This is a genomic window from Pseudomonas sp. NPDC098740, from assembly GCF_044760065.1.
Taxonomy (GTDB): domain Bacteria; phylum Pseudomonadota; class Gammaproteobacteria; order Pseudomonadales; family Pseudomonadaceae; genus Aquipseudomonas; species Aquipseudomonas rossensis.
In genome coordinates this window covers 42,866-57,893 of record NZ_JBIWAM010000005.1, presented here as the reverse complement: position 1 = coordinate 57,893, position 15,028 = coordinate 42,866, and the positions used below count along the sequence as shown (strand labels likewise).

The 15,028-nt window shown below is 58.2% G+C and carries 10 protein-coding genes; 7 read left to right on the top strand and 3 right to left on the bottom strand.

The genetic code is table 11. The features are described 5' to 3' along the window. Positions 1–217: 217 nt before the first annotated feature. From ACIQU2_RS07860 to ACIQU2_RS07845, 4 genes are all read left to right on the top strand, one after another. Positions 218–1,576 carry an HD domain-containing phosphohydrolase gene (locus ACIQU2_RS07860; protein ID WP_403139846.1) on the top strand — a complete coding sequence of 453 codons (1,359 nt, stop codon included), beginning with the start codon at positions 218–220 and terminating at the stop codon, positions 1,574–1,576. 208 nt (positions 1,577–1,784) lie between these two features. After that, positions 1,785–2,219 carry an NUDIX domain-containing protein gene (locus ACIQU2_RS07855; RefSeq protein WP_056742030.1) on the top strand — a complete coding sequence of 145 codons (435 nt, stop codon included), beginning with the start codon at positions 1,785–1,787 and terminating at the stop codon, positions 2,217–2,219. 24 nt (positions 2,220–2,243) lie between these two features. Then, positions 2,244–2,882, top strand: coding sequence for a LysE family translocator (locus ACIQU2_RS07850; RefSeq protein WP_403139845.1), 639 nt, complete (start codon positions 2,244–2,246; stop codon positions 2,880–2,882). 2 nt (positions 2,883–2,884) lie between these two features. Then, positions 2,885–3,382, top strand: coding sequence for a GNAT family N-acetyltransferase (locus ACIQU2_RS07845; protein WP_403139844.1), 498 nt, complete (start codon positions 2,885–2,887; stop codon positions 3,380–3,382). 120 nt (positions 3,383–3,502) lie between these two features. On the opposite strand, the gene metR is transcribed toward ACIQU2_RS07845, so the two are convergent. Then, positions 3,503–4,420 (bottom strand): transcriptional regulator MetR, encoded by a 918-nt coding sequence (gene metR / locus ACIQU2_RS07840; protein ID WP_403139843.1) that lies wholly within the window; start codon positions 4,418–4,420, stop codon positions 3,503–3,505. A gap of 119 nt (positions 4,421–4,539) precedes the next feature. Here metR and metE point away from each other — a divergent pair, with 119 nt between their 5' ends. Then, positions 4,540–6,852, top strand: a complete 2,313-nt coding sequence (gene metE / locus ACIQU2_RS07835) for a 5-methyltetrahydropteroyltriglutamate--homocysteine S-methyltransferase (protein ID WP_403139841.1) — start codon at positions 4,540–4,542, stop codon at positions 6,850–6,852. A 43-nt stretch (positions 6,853–6,895) separates the two neighbouring features. Here the strand turns inward: metE and ACIQU2_RS07830 are convergent, their stop codons facing one another. Beyond that, complete coding sequence (locus tag ACIQU2_RS07830; RefSeq protein WP_403139839.1) at positions 6,896–9,286, bottom strand: hypothetical protein; 2,391 nt, start codon at positions 9,284–9,286, stop codon at positions 6,896–6,898. 345 nt (positions 9,287–9,631) lie between these two features. Beyond that, the gene (locus ACIQU2_RS07825) at positions 9,632–12,832 is read right to left on the bottom strand and encodes a hypothetical protein (protein WP_403139837.1); all 3,201 of its coding nucleotides are present in this window, start codon (positions 12,830–12,832) and stop codon (positions 9,632–9,634) included. A 256-nt stretch (positions 12,833–13,088) separates the two neighbouring features. On the opposite strand from ACIQU2_RS07825, the gene ACIQU2_RS07820 reads away from it, so the two are divergent. Further along, a complete protein-coding gene (locus tag ACIQU2_RS07820; RefSeq protein ID WP_347804489.1) occupies positions 13,089–14,108 on the top strand; it encodes an alpha/beta hydrolase in 1,020 nt (339 codons plus the stop codon). 176 nt (positions 14,109–14,284) lie between these two features. Then, a complete protein-coding gene (locus tag ACIQU2_RS07815; RefSeq protein WP_347804490.1) occupies positions 14,285–14,950 on the top strand; it encodes a DsbA family oxidoreductase in 666 nt (221 codons plus the stop codon). The last annotated feature ends 78 nt before the right edge of the window (positions 14,951–15,028 follow it).

Below are 15,028 nucleotides of genomic sequence, written 5' to 3'. Positions count from 1 at the left end.
GCTTCCTTTCCCTGATCACCTGGCCGAACGTACAGATTATGGATCCGAGTCAGCTGAGCATAGTCGCCTGTCCAGCACTTCGCGCAACTCAATGAGCTGAATCATTTCCGTTGGCGGGCTGAAAAATCATCTAGCCTGTAGCTCAGGCTCCGGCAATAGGGGATGTTTGCCTCGGGACCTGCCACAACGATGTGCCCGTTTCACTTGAGGTGACGCCATGGAAGAGCAACTCCCCACGATTTTGTACGATAAACCCAAGGTGCTGCTGGTCGATGACGAGGAGTCAATCCTCAACAGCCTGCGTCGATTGTTACGCGGCCAGCCCTACGAGTTGCTGCTGGCCACCAGCGGTGCCCAGGCGCTGGAGATCATGGAGCAACACTCCATTGACCTGGTGATGACCGACGCACGCATGCCCAATATGGACGGCGCCACGTTGCTGGCCCGCATCCATCAGCTTTACCCGACGACAACCCGGATTCTGCTCACCGGCTACGCGGACATGCCGACGATCATCAAAGCGATCAACGAAGGGAAGATTCACCGCTACATCAGCAAACCCTGGAACGACGAGGAAATGCTCCTGACCTTGCGCCAGGCCCTGGCTCATCAACATTCCGAGCGCGAACGCCAGCGCCTGGAGCAGTTGACCCGGCTGCAGAACGACCAGTTGAAGTCGCTCAACATCACCCTGGAAAAACACGTCGCCGCCCGCACTGCCGAACTCCAGCAGACCGCCGACATGCTCGACCTGGCCTACGAAGAACTCAAGCACAGCTATGTCACCGGCACCGAGGTGTTCTCGCTGCTGGCCAACTTGCGCCTGCCACCGGCCAAACAGACCAACCGCCAGATCATCGAACTGGTGCGAGTGTATTGCAGACTCCACGAACTGGATGAGGGCACGAGCCGCGACTTGGCCATGGCCGCGGCGCTCTACAACATCGGCAAGCTGAGCTGGACCGACAGCATGATCACCGCGCCCGCGGACCTGCTGCATCACAGCGATCGGGAGCGCTATCGCGGTTATCCAAAGCAGAGCGAATCGCTGTTGATGACGCTCGATCCGATGAAGGACGCCGCCCGTCTGATTCTTCACCATCAGGAGCACTGGGACGGCAGCGGCTTCCCCGACCGGCTGAAGGGCGAGGCGATTCCGTTCGGTTCGCGGCTATTGAAGCTGGCGGTGGATTTCATCGAGTTGCAGCGCGGGCTGATCCTCGAGCGGCAGATGAACAGCGATGAAGCGCTGGTCTACATCCGCAGCTATGCCGGACGACTCTACGACCCCGAGATGGTCGAGGATTTCATCCAGGTCTGTGCCGCGTACCTGAGCGATGTCTCGTTGGCCGATCCGTCGGTCAAGGTGCTGAGCACACGGGAAGTGACGGCGGGCATGATCCTGGCGCGCAACCTCAATGCCGACAACGGCATGCTGCTGCTCAATGCCGGCAAGGTGTTGAATGGGCCGCTGGTGGAGAAGTTGATCGCCTTCGAAGCCATGGAAGGCGCGAAATACAGCATTTTCGTGAAGGTGCCGGAAGAAGTGAACGGCGCGATTCTCGAGGCGGGTTAGAGTTTTCAGTCGCTGCACTGGTCCCTTGTGGGAGCGAGCTTGCTCGCGATAGCGGTTCAACATTCAACATCTATATTGACTGACACACCGCTATCGCGAGCAAGCTCGCTCCCACAGGGGCCAGTGGTGCTTTGAAGATGTTTTCGGCGTGACGAGGCAGCGGCAGCCATGTGATCCTTGCGCCTTTTCCCAAGGACGATCCTGATCCATGACGCTGTCATCCGCTGCTTCGCCCCGCCTCATCCGCATTGCCGCTGCGCTGTTGATCGGTCCCGATGGCCGAACTTTGCTGGTTCGCAAGCGCGGCACCGAGGCCTTCATGCAACCTGGCGGCAAGATCGAAGCCCATGAGCAACCGGTCCACGCGCTGGCCCGTGAACTGGAAGAAGAATTGGGCCTGGTCATCGATCCGGCACACGCCACTTATCTCGGGCAATTCTCGGCACCGGCCGCCAATGAGCCGGGTTTTACCGTCCAGGCCGAGCTCTTTCAACTGACCATCGATTCAGACGTATCGCCTGCGGCGGAGATCGAAGAGGTGCGCTGGATCGACCCGGCCACAGACGGCAATGTCACGCTGGCGCCATTGACACGGGACCTGATCCTGCCGTTTTATCGTGCCTTGTTAACCGAAACTGCCTGATTGTTCCCGGACAAAGGACTGCCCATGATCCCGCTTCAAGACTTGCTGATTTTCGCCGCTGCCGCATTGCTGATGGTGCTGACGCCGGGGCCGAACATGATTTACCTGATCTCCCGTTCGATCTGCCAGGGGCGCAAGGCCGGTGTGACCTCGTTGCTCGGTGTGGTCGCGGGGTTTTTCGTGCACCTGTTCGCGGCCGCTGCCGGTTTGACTGCGGTGTTTCTGGCGGTGCCGATGGCCTACGAAGTGCTGAAGTGGGCTGGCGCGCTGTACCTGATGTGGTTGGCCTGGCAAGCCGTCAGACCGGGTGCGCGTTCACCGTTCGAGGCGCAGCAGTTGCCGCCGGACTCGTCGCGCAAACTGATCACCATGGGCTTTCTGACCAGCGCCCTGAACCCGAAGATTGCCGTGTTTTATTTGTCGGTGTTTCCGCAGTTCATCACGCCTGAGCATGGCTCGGTGTTCACCCAAAGCATTACTCTGGGTCTGACCCAGATCAGCGTCAGTTTCGGCGTCAATCTGCTGATCGCGCTGTTCGCCGCGGGCATCGCCTCCTGGTTCGTCAACAACCCGTCCTGGCTGGCGGTGCAGCGCTATTTCATGGGGTTCGTGCTGTCGGCGCTGGCGGTGCGACTGATGCTGGAACAACGACGGATGGCTTGACCATGTGGATTGAACGGCTTGATGCCAGTCATGCTCTGGATTATCGGGCGCTGATGCTCGAAGCCTATGACCTGCATCCCCAGGCGTTTACCTCCAGCGTGCGCGAACGCGCCGTGATGCCGTTGAGTTGGTGGGAATCACGCCTGAGCAGCAAGCTGGACGTGGTGTTCGGCGCGTTCGAAGGCGGTGAGTTGGCGGGCATCGTCGGCCTGGCCTTCGAACCCCGGGAAAAGGCCCGGCACAAGGCGACATTGTTTGGCATGTACGTGTCGGGCAAGGTCCGGCAACGCGGGTTCGGTTATCACCTGGTGCAGGCCGCCCTGGCTGAGGCGCAGAACCATAAAGGTCTGAGGTTGATCCAGCTGACCGTCACCGCCGGCAATGACGCCGCGTTCAACCTGTACCAGCGTTGCGGCTTCATCCAGTTTGGTCTCGAACCTTTGGCGGTACGGGTGGGCGAGGACTACTTCGACAAAATCCACATGTGGCGCGAGCTCTAAAGATCACCGAAATCCTTGTGGGAGCGAGCTTGCTCGCGATAGCGGTGTGTCAGTCGATACAAATGTTGCATGCTAAACCGCCATCGCGAGCAAGCTCGCTCCCACAGGAGATGTGTTTTTCTAGCGAACGGCGCTGACGCCGTCGAGTGTCGAGAACGACGTGTCCTTGGCTGTCAGCAAAAAGTCGCGCATGTACGGCGCATCCAGCATGTCGGCGCGAATCCCGGCGTACAGCGTCGCAAACAAACCTTTCTCGCCCAGCCGCTTGGCCTTCACATAACCCCGTGAGCTGTATTCATGCAGCGCCCAATGGGGCATGCCGCACACACCGCGACCGCTGGCCACCAATTGCATCATCATCACCGTCAGTTCCGACGTGCGGACCTGCGCCGGTTCGATATCGGCCGGTTCGAGGAAGCGAGTGAAGATGTCCAGCCGATCACGTTCCACTGGGTAGGTGATCAGCGTTTCGGTGAGCAAATCTTCCGGAACGATGTAGGACTTGCTTGCCAAACGGTGCTGGTTGGCCACCGCAAGCATCGCTTCATAGGTGAACAACGGCACGTAAGTGATCCCGGCCAGTTCCAGCGGGTCGGAGGTCACCACCAAATCCAGATCGCCGCGGGCCAGCGCCGGCAGCGGGGCGAAGGAGAACCCTGAGGCCAGGTCCAGTTCGACTTCCGGCCAGGCATCGCGGAACTGGTCGATGGTCGGCATCAGCCACTGAAAGCAACTGTGACACTCGATCGCCATGTGCAAACGCCCGGCAGTGCCACCGGCCAGCCGCGCGATATCGCGCTCGGCGCCACGCAGCAATGGCAGGGTGGCGTCAGCCAGTTGCAGCAGACGCAAACCGGCACTGGTGAAACGCACCGGTTTAGTCTTGCGCACGAACAACGGCATGCCCATGCGCTCCTCCAGTTCCTTGAACTGGTGGGACAGGGCCGACTGCGTCAGGTGCAGGCGGTCGGCGGCATCGACCAGGCTGTCGGCTTCGCGCAAGGCGTGCAGGGTCTTCAGGTGACGGATTTCAAGCACCGGGGGCTCCATGAGGAAAACTTGTGATCAACACGAAAAGGTTGAGTTTGTCTCATGTTGGGTTGGCTGTCGACAATAGCGCCATGTTTTACGACATCTTTTATAGGGAGAAACTCACCATGGCTCTGGCCCACACACTTGGTTTCCCGCGCATCGGCGCTGACCGCGAACTGAAAAAAGCCCTCGAATCCTACTGGAAGGGCGATCTGGATCAGGACGCGCTGAAAAGCGTCGGCCGCCAATTGCGCGCCACCCACTGGCAATTGCAGAAAGACGCCGGTATCGACCTGCTGCCCGTGGGCGATTTCGCCTGGTACGACCAGGTCCTGACCCATTCCTTGACCTTCGGTGTGATCCCCGAGCGTTTCGACAGTGCCAAGGACTCGCGCTGCCTGCCGACCCTCGACACCCTGTTCGCCATGGCCCGTGGCGCCACGGCTGCCTGCTGCGGCGGCGAACACAGCAAAGCGCAATACGCGCAGGAACTGACCAAGTGGTTCGACACCAACTACCACTACCTGGTCCCGGAGTTCACCGCTGACCAACAATTCAAACTGAGCTGGGAACAGCTGTTCGACGAAGTCGACGAAGCCAAGGCGTTGGGCCACAACGTCAAACCGGTGATCATCGGTCCACTGACTTACCTGTGGCTGGGCAAAGCCAAAGGCAACGACTTCGACAAACTCGACCTCCTGGAACGCCTGCTGCCGATCTACGGCGAAATCCTCGGCCGCCTCGCCGCCCAAGGCGTGGAGTGGGTGCAGATCGACGAACCGATCCTGACCCTCGACCTGCCGCAAGCATGGAAAAACGCCTTCGAACGCGCCTATCACATCCTTCAATACTCGCCGCTGAAAAAACTGGTGGCGACCTACTTCAGCGGTCTGGAAGACAACCTCGGTCTGGCGGTCAGCCTGCCGGTGCAAGGCTTGCACATCGACGCCGTGCGCGCCCCGGATCAGCTCGGCCAGGTGCTGGACCGTCTGCCGACCTACAAGATTCTCTCGGTGGGCCTGGTCAACGGTCGCAACGTCTGGCGCTGCGAACTGGAGCAAGTGCTCGCTCAACTGCAGTCGGCCCAGGAACGCTTTGGCGACAACCTGTGGGTCAGCAGTTCCTGCTCGCTGCTGCACAGCCCGGTAGATCTGGATCGAGAAGACAAACTCGACCCGCAACTGAAAAGCTGGCTGGCGTTTGCCGTGCAGAAGTGCGGCGAAATCGCCGTGCTGCGCGATGCCCTGAACGACCCGCAATCACCCAAGGTGCAAGCCGCACTCGCCGAGAGCCGTGCGATTCAGGCCAGTCGTGCCGAGTCACCGCGTATCCACAAAGCCGAAGTGCAGGCACGGATAAATGCCATCAGCGCCAAAGACAGCCAGCGCCATTCGCCGTTTGCCAAACGCATCGAGCAGCAGCGTGCGCGGTTGAAACTTCCGGCATTCCCGACCACGACTATCGGCTCGTTCCCGCAGACCGGTTCTATTCGTCTGGCACGCCAGGCGTTCAAGCAAGGCAAGCTGTCGGCCAACGACTACACCGACGCCATGCACAGCGAAATCCGCCATGCTGTGCAAGTCCAGGAACGCCTGGGGCTGGACGTGTTGGTACACGGTGAAGCCGAACGCAACGACATGGTCGAGTACTTCGCCGAGCAACTGGACGGCTATCTGTTCACCCGGTTCGGTTGGGTGCAGAGCTACGGTTCGCGCTGCGTCAAACCGGCGATCATCTACGGCGACCTGAGCCGTCCGACCGCCATGACCGTCGACTGGATCACCTATGCCCAGAGCCTGACCGACAAGGTCATGAAAGGCATGCTCACCGGTCCCGTAACCATGCTGATGTGGTCGTTCCCGCGTGAAGACGTCTCGCGCAAAATCCAGGCGCAGCAACTGGCGCTGGCTTTGCGTGACGAAGTGGTGGACCTGGAAAGCGCCGGCATCAAGATCGTGCAGATCGACGAAGCCGCGTTCCGTGAAGGCCTGCCGCTGCGCCGGGCGCAATGGCAGGAATACCTCGATTGGGCGGTGGAAGCGTTCCGTTTGAGCGCCTCCGGTGTGCGTAACGAAACCCAGATCCACACCCACATGTGCTACAGCGAATTCAACGATGTGATCCAGTCCATCGCGGCGATGGACGCCGATGTGATCACCATCGAAACCTCGCGTTCAGACATGGAGTTGTTGGAGGCTTTTGAAGCGTTCGACTACCCGAACGACATCGGCCCGGGCGTCTACGACATCCACTCGCCACGGGTGCCGGACACGGCCGAGATGGTTAAGTTGATGAGCAAAGCGGTGAAGCGTATTCCGGCGGAGCGGTTGTGGGTCAATCCGGATTGCGGGTTGAAAACCCGGGCGTGGCCGGAGACTGAGGCGGCGTTGGTGAACATGGTGGCGGCGGCGCGGCAACTGCGAAGTCAGTTGGCATAAAGTAACCAAAACGGGAGCGGACAAACCGCTCCCGTTTTTCGTTCTAAACCTGCTCGAAATGTTTGAGTGCCGCTGACTTCTTGCCGATATCGGCATAGGGAAGCGCGGCGTTATCGGCGCGGGTCAGAAATCGGTGTTCTGGCAGTTTCAGATGGGCCTTCTCGAACACATCGAAGGCGGATGCTGCCGTGGCATAGTGGAAATGGGCATACCACAGCACCTTGGGAGGGGTTGCAGTCAAATCCCATACTTCGTATTCCTGCAAGTAATCGATTCGATCGTCAGGACGTTTGCCCAGGTTTTTCATTGGGCTCGTTTTGCGTATCTCCAATGCGTTGTGGCGGACCAGGTCATCGAGCATTCCATCGGTAGGATTTTTAGTACTCAACGACTGCCGTGTGCGCATTTCACGTCCGGTGGTGGTGAGTTCGGTGGCCTTGTCGCGCAGTTGCTGGATGATGGCGTTCTGCGGAGCAATCTCTTCGATGTTGAGCGCACGGCGGGTCAGCTCGCTGGCCGACCCCATGAATGCGCCGCGGATCAGTGTTTCGTACGCCTGGGGTAGATCAAGCTCGGGCAGGACCTTGCGCAGCCAGGGCAGGGTAATGCCGCTTGCCAATATCCGGCGTTCGGTGGGGGCCGCGGCTGTAACTTGCACCCGCATAAAGCCCAGTCGCAGCGAAAGAGGCTCCAGCTGCATTGATGGGGTGTTGTCGATGTTGAGCTGGGCGAGGTCTTCGAGTGACATTTTGTTGCGGGTCGTACTGGGAACCGCGACGAGTTTCTGCGGGGTTCCCGGGGCTGCGCCATCCACCAGATGTTTTTGCAGAGTGACCGAGTCGGGCAGATCAAGGTGTACGTCAAAATGCCCCAGGAGCGAAAAGTCTTTCCGCAGGCGGGCATGCAAATGTTGACGGGTGAATTCGTCACGGGGCGCCAGGGCGATCTCCAGCTGTTCGTGACTACTGCGCATCGCCAGGATGTAAGCCTCAACCAAAACCTTGAGTTCAACGCGGTCGAACGCCGATAAGGTGGCCAGCCACTCGGGCAACAAGGAAAAGAGGGCAGCGCTGCGGCTTTGTTCCAACAGGTGCGAAAAGGCAAGACTTCTAGCGGCCGGCACCGGGACTTGTAAGGTGGCCAACCTTTGTTTGCGTAGTTTTTCCAGTTCGTTTGCACGCTGTAGAGCCTGGGCTGCATCGGGATATTGCTGGCGTATTTGCGCTGCCTTTTCTTCGAAATGGGTCGTTTGTTTATTGAGGCTGTATTGCAGTGGGTCGGTACGGATGTTTTTCAGCTGCAAGGCCAGAGCCTTATCCTGGTCCTGAATCTTGAACACGTTCCGCTCCAGCTCTGTGCGGTTGGCGAACCGTTGCAAGCCGCCGCCGGTACCGGGCCAGTACAGCAAAAGGCTGTGTGGCGATGCGGCATCGTGATCGGCAGCGAGCGGCGTGTCCAACACCGCTTTGAGCAGGCTTGATTCATCGCTGTTGACCTGTTTAAGGGCCAGTTGAAGCTGAGCCTCGGCACTCAGGCCATCCTTGTGCGCCTGATAGAGCGCGCTGAACTCGCGGTTGAGGGTCACAAAGTCGAAAGTACGCGACCTGTAAAGCAGCGCGGATGCAGCTGTATCGGCGGCTTGCCCTGCCGTCTCGAGCGCGTTCAGTGCCTCATTGAATTTCTGTTGGTGGTCGCTTTCGAGCCCATCTCCCAATAGCGTTTCGAGCGCATCGCGCTGCTTGTTCAGCGAGGCCTGCCGCTGGGGCCAGGGAATATCGGCAAACAGATTGTCGAATAACGGTTGCTCTTCATCATCAATGCCGTTGTCTGACGGCGGTTCCCCAAGGTCTGGTGGTGAGGCGAAAACGACTGCGTTTGCGTGCTGCGGGTGTAAAAGCAGTTCAGTGATGCCTGCCGTTAGCGGCTGGGAGTTCGCTGTGTATTCGAAGCGCAAGTTATCGTCGGGCAGGCCCGGCGGGATGAGAGCTTGTCGAGACAGCCAGTCCTCCATGTCGCTGCGCTGATTGAAGATCTGGATGGGAACAGGCCGGCAGGGCAGATACAGCAACTGCGCGACGGGCGCCCGATTCCCCACGCTGATGACCCAGGCGGCGGGGAGTTTTAGTGTGCCGCTGTCACTCAGGAACGGGGTCAGCTGCTCGGTATGGATGGGTTGATTGTCCAGGCTCAACCCTTCGACGGGAGGGTCGATGATCAACAGCAGCGGCTTCAACTGTTCGGCGCTCAGGGTTCTGCGAGCAAACGCCACTTGAGCGGTGGCCTCGAAATGGTTGCAGTACAACTGAGCCGCCCGCTCGCGCCGCGACACCGGCGTGCCGGGTGCTCGGGCGTCCCAATAGGCATTCCAGCGTTCATTGAGCGTTGGTTCGGTTCGCTGGCTTCGCAACGGGGCGGCGGCGAACAACGCTTGCAAACCCTGGCTGCTGTCGCGTCAGCGCGCCGAGGCACTCAGCAACAGGCTTTCATCGGAGTTTTCTTTCAGGGGCGGATAGGCCGCCATCACGACCGGCGGGGAGACGGGCAGGGCGCTGAACGCTCTTTCTTTCATGGCAACGTGGGCTCTTGTGCAGGGGAGCGGCGTATCCGCTCTTGAAGAGCGCCATTAAAAGAAACTCGCCACCGTCCATGGCACTACATAGTTATCGCGTCGATCACTGAGCGATGCATCATCAGAATGTTACGTCACGGTGGCAACTAGGCGGGTAAACCCGCCTCCTGGTGACAGGTGGCGGGTTTTGACGCTTACTGCTGGCGGGTCTCAAAGGTGAACGATCTGGAAGTTCTCTCCTTCCCAGTCGTTACCGTTACCGGTGGCCAAATGACTGTAAATTTGCACCGTCATTGTTGAAGACGTGGCGTAGAAGTTACCCCAGACCGATGTCCAGCTATGGCTAGTGATAATAATCGGGGAGGTTATCGCGACTCCATCCACCATCAGCGACAGAATTGGATAGGCATAACGACCGTCGAAACGAGCCAGGTATGTTGAGAAGCGATAGAGACCGTTCACTTCAAGATTGGTGAACGTTTTGTACATGATGACCCCGGCAGATTGGTGGGAATACGTGTAGTTGTTGAGTCGCCAGTTACCCTGTTCCAGACGCAGGGTCAGGTCCTGAGGGACCCCCGCCGGCCCTTTGACCCAGCCATTCCAGTGGTCGAACGTGGTGAGATCATTGACGAGCCATTGCAGCAAGTTGAAGCTCCAGGGCGCGGAGTCTTGTCCACCATAAACCGGTCTGGCAGTAATACTGTGTGTGCCGACGTTGAGGCCTGCCAGCGTTGTGTTCCAGGTTCCATTGGCGGCAACGTCAACGGTGCGTATCACCCGGGTATTGACGAGTATCTGAACCTGCTGATCGGCCGTGGCGCTGCCGCTCACTATGGCGGTTCTACTATAGGTGCCGGCGCCGCGCCCGATCGGGCGACCTTTGATGTCCACGACGGACAAGATGACGGGCGTCAGTGCTTCTACGACACGCACAGTCCGGGTGGGAGAAATCAATCCGGTTCCGTAAAGCGCTTTGGCGGTGAAATGATGGATGGCCAGACCCAAGCCGCTGACAACCAGCTTCCAGATACCGCTGGCGTCGACCCACACCGGACCTTTCGAAACGTTGCCCTGCCAGATTTCTATCTGCTGATTTTCGTTGGCGCTGCCGGTCAACGTCAGCGTTTTGGCGATAGTGCTTTGATTGTGGGCGATCTCAACGCCTTCAGGGGTGATGACTGAAGTGATCAGCGGCATCTGAGCCACCAGAACAGAGAACTCCCGGGCATCGGATCTGGGATTGTTTCCGTAATCACCTTCCAGGGCCACGGTATGCAAACCCGCACTGAGGGTTTTCAGAACATAGGTGCAGATGCCCTCGTTGTTGGCCTTGGCCGGCCCTTGCAAACGGCCCTGGTGATAAACATTGACGGACCGATGGGGTCTGGCGCTTGCGGTCAGCGTCACGGTTTCGTCGAACGTTTCGTTCAGGAACTCGCCCTTGCTGTCGTCCAGTCTTTCTATTTTTGGAATGATCTCGCCAATTCGGAACACCAGCGCTTGGGATGCTCTTGGCCATCCGTCCGGACTTTCCACCCAATAAAATAAATGTGCATAACGATCGAGTTGACTTTTAAACAGTTCTTCTTCCAACAAAAACAGGAAGTCTCTGTTTATGTTGGCAGGGACGATATCCAGTGTTTCTTCGTAAACCAGGTCGCCCTCGCCATTTTCCCAGCGGAAGAATAAGGTTTCGCGAAGTTCCAGATCTTTCAGCGCCTGGATATAAGCATCGATGAACCCTGTGATTTTTTCTATCAATAGGATGCCATCTTCCAACACCGGTCCATAGCTTGGGTGGAAGCCGGGCGGCGGGTAATATGCCTGGACTTCACCGATATACAATCGCTCGTTGTATGAGTGGCGCTCTGTAAAGCCATCCGGTTCAGTCACCTTGTACCTGACCTCCAGCTTGGCCGTGTTGAAACGATTGATATGTTCCGGTCCATTGATGTTGAACGGCACGGGACGGTTGACCAGGCCTTTGGTAATCGGCCGATAGGTTTCGTAGAGATGGGTCCTGCCGTTGAACTGCGTGACAAACCAATAGATCGTTACTATTTGATTGGGGCGCATGTCCAGATAAGGCTTCACTTCTACGACTGCCCTTGGAAGTGTGTGCGACACGTGCCCACGCCTGGCTTCGATGACCAAGGGTTTTGCCAGTAAAATGGCCTTGGCAACCAATATGAACAAATACTGATTGGACGGTATCAATGTCTGGTCCGGTTTCTTCAGTTCATATCTGACCTTTACCGGGCCGGGTGGAATGTTCAGCAAAGTTTCGAAGGGGACTTCAAATTCCATGATCGAAAACACATCAAAGGGCTGCTCTTTTACGAACAGCACCCGGTCACCTTCCGGGGTCGGCACACTCAGGGTAACAATGACAGCGTCATTGCGATTGAACGGCGGATCCAGTGCCACTACCTGGATGATCCCGGGTTTGGAATCGAGTTTGTCCAGAAACAACCTGTCCTGGCTGTCCACCCCCTTTACCGACGGCGCGCGTAGTCGGGTTTCACCCGCCTTGACAGGGAAATCTTTGAATTCCGAAAAATCGCTGGAATCATTTTGCAGTACGTCCTGTATCCAGTATCTGATTTTTGCCAGATAGGAATCTCCCGCCTCGCGGATCTTTTCACCTGGGACCAGAATCTCAATGAATTCTCCGGGTTGCACTACCGTCTGGACGGTATGGCGCACGATGGCCGTCCCCCATAAAAGCTGAATCACGTCGCCTTCGGTCATGAATAAGTAATAGGGAACAAAAACCGGAACACCTGATTTGATCCAGGCTTGCGTAACCGCCCCCTCTTTTTCCAGTTGTTCTGGAAGTTTGGGTGCCAACAAGGCTTGATGGCCGGGCATGTCGAGGTCTGGATCCTTACCGCCCGGAAGATCGATTTTGATCCGCGCCGTCAGGATTAATGACTCTTCGGACGCGTTATCGCTTTTGCGTTTTACCAGATACTTGATCTGTATATTGTCATTCAGCGAAAACTGAAGTGCTTGTTTGAAGTAATTAGCTGGAATGTAAGTCTCTACATCGTCGTCGTCACTGAGACCCTCCGGGACTTCAAGCGTTTGCACTTCATCGATACCTGTGAAATGTATGCTGATGACATCCCCGGCCGTCCGGTTTGGATAATAGAGTATTTTCGTCAGTGCCCCCTTGGGATCGTCGTAAACCGTCTTGTAGTTGATGCCAATGTCGGCTGAGTTATTAGAGGGGACTGAAAAGGGGAACCTTATCGCCCATAGCGACAGGACGCCCAGTACACCCCCGGAGTTTGATCGAGAAGGGCGCTCATCCATCTGGCCCTCGAATGTCAGCGGGTCGTCGTAGTCCCAATGATCAAAAGACGAGTCGATCAGGAGTGCCGTATTTGCAGTGCTGGTGGTCATGAGGAGCCTCCGGGTGTTTGAGTCATCGTTGCCACCAATGTCATGGGCAAACGGACTTCTGATTGAATTCGTCAGCGCCGGAAATTGCTACTGTCACAACTGACAGGTAGCGGCTGTTTTCCGACTAACGGTTGGTGCTACGAGAGGCATGACCGTTCAGCGTTGTTCATCAAACTGTCACGTAACTGTGGCAGCGCGCTTGAACAAACTTCATCAGACTCGCGCTCTACTGGAGTTCTGCGTTTCGGTGTTTTTCATGCGTGTTTTCTTTTTCCTGGCCGCGCTGTTGTTCGGCCTGCCGTCCTTGGCGGCGTCTCGTTGCGATATCAATGTTCCGACCGAGCGGGTCGATCTGGCACAGGTGAGCCTGGCGTACCAGAGCATCGGCCGTGCGTCGGACCCTGCGTTGTTGCTGGTGATGGGCCTTGGCGGGCAGTTGATTCACTGGCCGGATGAGGTGGTGGTCGCGCTGTGTCAGCAGGGTTTTCGGGTCATTCGCTATGACAATCGCGATGTCGGGCTCTCGACCTGGCGGCAAGCGCCCGTCGATGCCAACCTGACCTTTGAAGTGCTGCGCTACAAACTGGGTTTGCCGGTGTCGGCGCCATACACCCTGACCGATATGGCTGACGATGCTTTTGGCTTGATGGATGCGTTGCACGTCGAGCAATTCCACGTGTTGGGCGCGAGCATGGGCGGGATGATCGCCCAGCATATGGCGGCGATTGCGCCGCAACGGGTCGAGAGCCTGACCCTGATCATGACCAGTTCCGGGGCCGAAGGCTTGCCGGCGCCGAGTGCGGCGTTGGTGCAACTGTTGTCGCGTCGTGGGGCGCCCAATCGCGAAGTGGCGCTGGAGCAGCAAGCCGATTTGCTGGCGGCGCTAGGCAGCCCGACGGTGAGCGATGATCGGCAGGCATTGCTGCATCAGGCGGCGCAGTCCTATGACCGGGCATTCAACCCCGAGGGCGTGAAGCGCCAGATCATGGCGATCCTCGCCGAGCGCAGTCGTGTGTCGCTGCTCAATCAACTGCGCGTTCCGACGCTGGTGGTTCACGGCACTGCTGATCCGTTGCTGCCGGTCATGCACGGTGTGCATCTGGCGGCGCATATCCGCGGCAGCCAGTTGAAGCTGATTCCGGGTTTGGCCCATCGTTTCCAGGAGGCGTTCAAGGCGCCGTTGCTGGCGGCGGTGTTGCCGTACTTGCAGGCCCACCGCGAAGACTCCTCGCATTGGGCGCAGATTGATCCGGTGGCAACTCCAAACCTCCTGTAACCCCCATTCAACTGTGGGAGCGGGCTTGCTCGCGAAGGCGTCGTGTCAGTCGACATCTGCTTTGACTGATACACCGCATTCGCGAGCAAGCTCGCTCCCACAAGTGACCTGCGCGCTCCGATCTTTCGGGTGTATCGTTCGAGCTTTCCGGCGCGTTCCAGTCTGCGAGGTGTGTGATGAGTGCCCCCCTGAAAATCGATTTCGTCAGCGACGTGTCCTGCCCCTGGTGCGTCGTCGGCCTCTACGGCCTGACCCGGGCCCTGGATTTGCTGGGCGACGAGGTGCAGGCCGAGATCCGTTTCCAGCCGTTCGAACTGAACCCGAAGATGGGGCCTGAAGGGCAGAACATCACCGAACACATCACCGAGAAGTACGGCTCGACGCCCGAGCAATCCCAGAAGAATCGCGAGATGATCCGCTCGCGCGGCGCCGAGGTCGGGTTTGCGTTTCGCACGGACGGCAACAGTCGCATCTACAACACCTTCGACGCCCACCGCTTGCTGTTCTGGGCGGGGCTGGAAGGGTTGCAGTTCAATCTGAAAGAGGCGCTGTTCAAGTTGTATTTCACCGAGGGCGGCAATCCGTCCGACCATGGGCAGTTGGCGCAGATCGCCGAAAGCGTGGGGCTGGATCGGTCGGTGGCCGAGGCGATTCTGGCGTCGGACGAGTTCGCCAAAGAGGTTCGTGAGGAAGAGCAGCTGTGGCTATCGCGCGGGGTGAGTTCGGTGCCGACAGTGGTGTTCAACGGACAATACGCAGTCAGTGGCGGGCAGCCGGTGGACACCTTTGTCGGGGCAATTCGGCGGATTATGAGTGAAACGAAGGGCGGGACGGTGAGCTGATTCCCACAAAACTTGTAGCAGCTGCCGAGCCTGCGAGGCTGCGTTCGGCTGCGAAGCAGTCGCAAAACTTGCCACCGT

What these genes read in the sequence shown, in the direction of transcription:
- ACIQU2_RS07815 (WP_347804490.1), top strand. Translation starts at nt 14,285, where the DNA reads ATGAGTGCCCCCCTGAAAATCGATTTCGTCAGCGACGTGTCCTGCCCC.
- ACIQU2_RS07855 (WP_056742030.1), top strand. Translation starts at nt 1,785, where the DNA reads ATGACGCTGTCATCCGCTGCTTCGCCCCGCCTCATCCGCATTGCCGCT.
- ACIQU2_RS07845 (WP_403139844.1), top strand. Translation starts at nt 2,885, where the DNA reads ATGTGGATTGAACGGCTTGATGCCAGTCATGCTCTGGATTATCGGGCG.
- ACIQU2_RS07825 (WP_403139837.1), bottom strand. Translation starts at nt 12,832, where the DNA reads ATGACCACCAGCACTGCAAATACGGCACTCCTGATCGACTCGTCTTTT.
- metE (WP_403139841.1), top strand. Translation starts at nt 4,540, where the DNA reads ATGGCTCTGGCCCACACACTTGGTTTCCCGCGCATCGGCGCTGACCGC.
- ACIQU2_RS07850 (WP_403139845.1), top strand. Translation starts at nt 2,244, where the DNA reads ATGATCCCGCTTCAAGACTTGCTGATTTTCGCCGCTGCCGCATTGCTG.
- ACIQU2_RS07820 (WP_347804489.1), top strand. Translation starts at nt 13,089, where the DNA reads ATGCGTGTTTTCTTTTTCCTGGCCGCGCTGTTGTTCGGCCTGCCGTCC.
- ACIQU2_RS07860 (WP_403139846.1), top strand. Translation starts at nt 218, where the DNA reads ATGGAAGAGCAACTCCCCACGATTTTGTACGATAAACCCAAGGTGCTG.